At 71.5% G+C, this 5882-nt stretch carries 6 protein-coding genes; 2 read left to right on the forward strand and 4 right to left on the reverse strand.

The window, feature by feature from the left end; translation table 11 throughout:
- A partial coding sequence (locus AC31A1_RS45380) for a hypothetical protein (protein ID WP_489658929.1) occupies window positions 1-664 on the reverse strand: 664 nt, incomplete at its 3' end.
- A 159-nt stretch (window positions 665-823) separates the two neighbouring features.
- On the opposite strand from AC31A1_RS45380, the gene AC31A1_RS45385 reads away from it, so the two are divergent.
- Window positions 824-2485, forward strand: coding sequence for a glycoside hydrolase family 13 protein (locus tag AC31A1_RS45385; RefSeq protein WP_489658930.1), 1662 nt, complete (start codon window positions 824-826; stop codon window positions 2483-2485).
- Window positions 2486-2490: 5 nt separating this feature from the next.
- On the opposite strand, the gene AC31A1_RS45390 is transcribed toward AC31A1_RS45385, so the two are convergent.
- On the reverse strand, window positions 2491-3216 hold the full coding sequence (locus AC31A1_RS45390) for a DUF4142 domain-containing protein (RefSeq protein WP_489658931.1): 726 nt from the start codon (window positions 3214-3216) through the stop codon (window positions 2491-2493).
- A 228-nt stretch (window positions 3217-3444) separates the two neighbouring features.
- Between AC31A1_RS45390 and AC31A1_RS45395 the strand changes: the two genes are divergently transcribed.
- Complete coding sequence (locus AC31A1_RS45395; RefSeq protein WP_489658932.1) at window positions 3445-4611, forward strand: PucR family transcriptional regulator; 1167 nt, start codon at window positions 3445-3447, stop codon at window positions 4609-4611.
- Here the strand turns inward: AC31A1_RS45395 and AC31A1_RS45400 are convergent.
- Window positions 4599-5072, reverse strand: coding sequence for a carboxymuconolactone decarboxylase family protein (locus tag AC31A1_RS45400; protein WP_393750725.1), 474 nt, complete (start codon window positions 5070-5072; stop codon window positions 4599-4601). The genes AC31A1_RS45395 and AC31A1_RS45400 overlap by 13 nt on opposite strands.
- 140 nt (window positions 5073-5212) lie before the next feature.
- On the reverse strand, window positions 5213-5587 hold the full coding sequence (locus tag AC31A1_RS45405; RefSeq protein ID WP_489658933.1) for a hypothetical protein: 375 nt from the start codon (window positions 5585-5587) through the stop codon (window positions 5213-5215).
- Window positions 5588-5882 lie beyond the last annotated feature (295 nt).

Here is a 5882-nt window from a genome sequence, read left to right on the forward strand (position 1 = left end):
AGGCCGGGGCCGAGGGGGACGGGGGCTGGGACTCGGTGGTCGTGCAGTCCTTCGTGCCGCCGTTCCAGGCCGCGATCAGCTTGTCCTTGATGACCGTGTGGTCGGGGCCCTTGGGCAGGTCGCCGTGGACGAGACCGTCGCCGGCGGCGGGGTTGCCGTCGAACTTGACCGCGCCGCGGTAGAGGTCGACCTGCGCGAAGCAGCCCTCGTCCGGCACCGCTATGTCGAGCGAGTCCGTCTGGCCCTTCTTCACGGTCACCGTGTCGAAGTCGACGAAGACCTGCTGGCCTGAGGTGGCGAAGGTCGCGCCGTGGGCGATGTACGAGGCGAGCGAGGCGGTGCAGGTGGAGGCGTCACCGGCGGTGCGGACCTTGATGTGGATCTTGCCGTCGTCGGTGGGCTTCAGGTTCTGGTCGTCGACCTTGACCGAGGGGAAGAAGTCCGTGCCGTTCAGCGAGAACTGGCAGCCCTCGGTCTCGGTGACCGTGCCGGCGCCGGAGCCGGGCTGGTAGTGGCCACCGGAATCCCAGCCGTCACCGCCACCGCCGTGACCACCCGTGGCCCAGGCCCCGGACGCCGCGCCGACGGAGGCTGCGGCGAGGGCGAGAGAGGCGGCGCCTGTCCCCAACAGGCGACGCACAGTGACACGACTCGCTATGGACATACTTATCCCATCTTGGCCTGGCAAGGAGTGGAGGAGCTGAGCAGCGAAGGAAACACTGGGCCCATTGGTCACATGCGCCACAGCGTGTGCACATCGTGGGTCTACCGGAAGTTGACTGTCAACTTCCGTCAGCGCAACGGGAATTCATAAGGAGACCACGTGACCGACCTGTCCTCCCGTGACCCGGACTGGTGGCGTCAGGCCGTCGTCTACCAGGTCTACCCGCGCAGTTTCGCCGACGCCGACGGCGACGGGCTCGGGGACCTCAAGGGCATCACCCAGCGCCTCGGTCATCTCGCCGCGCTGGGCGTCGACGCGCTCTGGCTCAGCCCGTTCTACCCGTCCGAACTCGCCGACGGCGGCTACGACGTCGCCGACTACCGCGACGTCGACCCGCGCCTGGGCACGCTCGACGACTTCGACGCGATGGTCGCCGAGGCCCACCGTCTCGGCCTGAAGGTCATGGTCGACATCGTGCCCAACCACACGTCCCGGCTGCACAGTTGGTTCCAGGAGGCGCTCGCCGCCCCGCCCGGTTCCGCCGCCCGCGACCGCTACGTCTTCCGCGAGGGACGCGGCGCGGTCGGTCAACTCCCGCCCACCGACTGGCCGTCGGTCTTCGGCGGCAGCGCCTGGAAGCAAGTCCCGGACGGGCAGTGGTACTTGCACCTCTTCACGCCCGAACAGCCCGACCTGAACTGGGACAACGAGGAGGTGCGGGAGGACTTCCGCAGCACGCTCCGCTTCTGGTCCGACCGGGGCGTCGACGGCTTCCGCGTCGACGTCGCCCACGCCCTGGTCAAGGACCTCACCGAGCCGTTGCGCGACATCGGCCCCCTCGCGGCGAACTCCGAGGCCGTCCTCGACGACCTCCCGCCCGGCAGCCACCCCTACTACGACCGCGACGAGGTCCACGCGATCTACCGCGACTGGCGGCGTACGGTCCTCGACACCTACACCCCGCCCCGCATGGCGGTCGCCGAGGCCTGGGTACCGGCCGCCCGCCGCGCCCTGTACGCCCGCCCGGACGAACTCGGCCAGGCCTTCAACTTCGAGTACCTGGAGGCGGGTTGGGACGCGGCCGAACTCCGCGAGGTGATCACCGGCTCGCTCGCCACGGCCCGCGCGGCAGGCGCCTCGGCCACCTGGGTGCTGTCCAACCACGACGTCGTACGCCACGCCTCGCGCCTGATGCTGCCACCGGGCACCGACCCCAACACCTGGCTCCTGTCCAACGGCCACACGCCACCCGTCGACACGGCGGCGGGCCTGCGCCGCGCCCGGGCCGCGACCCTGCTGATGCTGGCGCTGCCCGGTTCGTCGTACGTCTACCAGGGCGAGGAACTCGGTCTGCCCGAGGTCGCCGACCTGCCCGTCGAGGTCCTCCAGGACCCCGTCTGGGAACAGCAGGGCCACACCCACAAGGGCCGCGACGGCTGCCGGGTCCCCCTGCCGTGGACGTCGGCCGGTCCGTCGTACGGCTTCGGGTCGGGCCCCGCGTGGCTGCCGCAGCCGGCGAGCTTCGCGTCGTACGCCGTCGAGGCACAGGACGGGACCGAGGGCTCGACCCTGGAGCTCTACCGCACCGCGCTCCGCCTGCGCCGCAAGCTGCTCGACGGCGAGGAGCTGACCTGGGCCGCGGACAGCCCGCCCGGGGTGCTGCACCTCGCGCGCTCCGACGGCTGGCGGTGTGTCACCAACCTGTCGGACGTGCCGGTCGCCCTGCCGCCGGGGGAGGTGCTGCTGAGCAGCGAACCGGCGGCGGGCGAGGGGCAGTTGAGGCTGCTGGCCCCGGACACGACGGTCTGGCTCGGGCTGTAGCGGGCTCACCCCACGGTCGGGGTCTGGGTGGCGCTGGGTGACTCGCCCGGGAGGACCGGCGGCTGGGTGGTGCTGTTCACCGGCGGGGTGAGCACCACCTCCGGCTGGCCCGCGGCCGGGGGCGGCGGGGTCAGGTCCGAGGCCGGCAGCTTCGGCGGGGTCGTCTCCTGGAAGAGGACCTGGCTGAAGTTGACCAGGCCGGTGTTCTCCATGACCGTGATGTGGTCCAGGACGGTCGCGTTGGCCTGGTCGGCGAGGGCGCGGACGAGGGTGTTCTCCGTCGTCGAGCGGATCTTCGCGATCGTGTTGAAGATCGAACCGTGCGTCACGCGCAGGATGTTGGCGAAGTCCGTGTCGAACTGCTTGCCGCTGTCGCCGTTCAGGGTGTTGATGAACCCCTGCTGCTGCGGGCTGGGCTGGTTCGGGATCGTGATGTTGAGCATCGGGGCGACCTTGCGCACGGTGGTGTCCAGCGCGGCGTGCCCGTCGATGAGGTGCTTGCTCGCGGTGATGACCGCCGGGGTGGCCCCCTTCTTCAGGCCCATCTGGCCGACGGGGTACTCCCACAGTCCTGCCGCGCGCACCTTGACCACGAAGTCCCGGTCGGCCTCGGTCAGCGGTCCCCACTGCGTGTTGGCGATCACGCGTGTGGGCGCGCTGGAGACTGTGGTCACGCCCAGCATTGCCGGATAGGCCAGGGCGACAAGGGTCAGGCTGAGGGCACCCCCCACAACCATCGTTCCCGTCGCGTTCCGCGAAAAGCGCACCGTACCTCCTGTGTCGTGGACCGCCCGTCGGCGGTACGGACAGTCAGAAGTACGGATCGGGGAGGCGCTCGAAGTCTTTTGTTTTGGTAAAGCCGGAGTGGGGCGCGTCACAAGTGACGGACAGCAACTCCGGTTGCCGCCCGGGTCCTTGTGGCTGTCGTACGGCCGCACCGACCGGATGGATTCCGGAGAATGCGCACCCTTTCCCCGGCCGCCCGCGCGCTCGCCGCCCGCTGCGAACCGCGGGTGAACGAGCTGGCGCGGCGCATGACCCGTACCGTCTTCGAGGATCTGCACGGGTACGCGGAGCTGCCCGCCGAGGTGAAGGACGTCGAGATCACGGCGACGGCCCGGCACGGCCTGCGCGGGTTCCTGCGGGGCGCGGCCGACGGACAGACACTCCGCCCCACGGAGGACGGCCTGCGGTACTTCCAGGAACGCGCCCACCAACGCGCCGACGAGGGCATGCCCCTCCAGCTCCTCCTGGGGACCTACACCTCCGGCGCCCACGTCCTCTGGCAGGCCCTCACCGACGCGGCCCGCCCCGGCGAGGAGAGCGCCCTGACCGAACTCTGCGGCGCCCTCATCGCCGCACAGGGCCGCGTCATCGGCGCTGTGACCGAGAGCTACCTCGACGAACAGGCAGCCATCGCGGCCGAGCGCGGTGAGCAACGCCGGTCGCTGGCAAGGGCGTTGCTGGACGGGGCGGGAGCGTTCGACGCGATGGAGGGTCCGGTCCTGGTCGTACACCTGCGGTTCGCGGCCCGCCAGTCCGGCGGTGTCGCGCTACGGCGACTCGTGCGCCGGGTGCAGACGGCTCTGGACCGGGTGTTCGGTACGGAGGTACCGGCGCTGCTGGACGGTACCGGCGGCCACGCGCTCGTACCGGGCCGCACGGAGTTGCCGGACGCGGCGACGGCCGTACTGCGGGAGGCGGCGGGCCCGGGACTCCGGCTGGCCGCGACGGTCGCGGAGCGGACGGAGGACATTCCGGACGCGGCCCGCGTCGGCACGGAGATCGTGCGGGTGGCGAGGGCCTGCGGTCACGCGCCCGGCCCGCACCACCTGGACGACGTACTCCTGGAGTGCCACCTGTCCCGCCCCAGCGCGGGCAGCGCCCGCATCGCGGCACTCCTCGATCCCCTCGCCGGCCGCCCGGACCTGACGGCCACCCTCCGCACCCACCTGGAACAACGCCAGGACCGCAGAGCCACGGCCCGGGCCCTCGGCCTCCACCCCAACTCGGTGGACTACCGCCTGGCCCGCGTCACCGAACTGACCGGCCTGGACCTGGGCACACCCCGGGATGCGGCGCTGGCGTTGGCGGCGCTGCTGCTCGGCCCGCGTCAGGCGAACTGACCGGGCTGGTAGTCGCCGGCGGGCATCGTGAGCATGACGTTCATCCGGTTGAAGCTGTTGATGAGGGCGATCAGCGAGACGAGCGCCATGAGCTGCTCCTCGTCGTAGTGCTTGGCGGCGTTCTGCCACACCTCGTCCGAGACACCGCCGGCCGCGTCCGCGATACGGGTCCCTTCCTCGGCCAGCTCCAGCGCGGCGCGCTCGGCGTCGCTGAACACGGTCGCCTCACGCCAGGCGGCGACGAGGTTGAGCCGCACCGCCGTCTCACCCGCGGCGGCCGCGTCCTTGCTGTGCATGTCGGTGCAGAACCCGCACCCGTTGATCTGGCTCGCGCGCAGCTTCACCAGTTCCTGCGTGGCGGCGGGCAGCGGCGAGTCGTCGATGACCTTGCCCGCGGCGATGAAGTGCTTCAGGGCCTTGCCGGCGACGGGGCTGGCGAAGGGGTTCAGTCGGGCACCCATGGTGGGCTCCTCTGTTCTGTCGTGGCTGCTGCTTACACAGCTCTGACGGAACGGGCCCCGGGAATGTGACAGCCCTGAATGTGAGCCGGCTCTCGCTCCCGCCCCGCGGACGCCACCGGTACGGCGCCACAGCCGACCGCCTACGCCGCTACGGCGGCCACCCCCAGCGCCGCCCGTGCCGTGGCGATATGGGCCAGGCCCTCCTTGGCCACCCGCGTCGCCTCCGCGTACTCGTCCGCCGTGTGGGCCGCGGACAGCCGGGCGCCGGCGGCACGGTGGCACTCGGCGGCGTCGGTCAGGGCTCGGGTCGCCGTTTCGCCGGCTCCGGCCCAGATCCTCGCCTCGGGGACCGACAGGCTCGCGCCGAGCCGGAGGACCCAGCCGCTGGCCTCGACCTCCGCGTCCAGGTCGGACAGGTCGGAGTCGCCGCGGGCCCGGCGCGAGCGACGCTGTACGACGACGGCGAACGCCGCCCCGGCGATCAGCAGCAGTGCGAGCAGCACGACGTATCCCATCGCTTCCTCCAGGCCTTCACATGGTCACGGGCCGGGCGGATCCGACCCCGTACGTCCATGACACGCCCTGCCTCTGTGCGGGCACATCGATATTCCTGTGCGTCGGCTGCGAGGTTTCCATGGCGGGGAGCCGGAGGAAGGCACGGGAGGCGTGGCGGACGTACGGGGCCGGGACGGGGCGTGCCTTCGTCAGCTCGCCGAGGCCGAAGGCGAAGCCGACGGTGACGCCGACCCGCTCGGGCCTCCCGGGCCTCCGCCGCCCTCCCCGTCGTTCGTCTCGTCCGGCGCCACCCCC

Source organism: Streptomyces sp. P5F9 (genome assembly GCF_057961495.1).

Coding starts and splice junctions, on each gene's coding strand:
- AC31A1_RS45395 (WP_489658932.1), top strand. CDS start 3,445: ATGCGCACCCTTTCCCCGGCCGCCCGCGCGCTCGCCGCCCGCTGCGAA.
- AC31A1_RS45400 (WP_393750725.1), bottom strand. CDS start 5,072: ATGGGTGCCCGACTGAACCCCTTCGCCAGCCCCGTCGCCGGCAAGGCC.
- AC31A1_RS45405 (WP_489658933.1), bottom strand. CDS start 5,587: ATGGGATACGTCGTGCTGCTCGCACTGCTGCTGATCGCCGGGGCGGCG.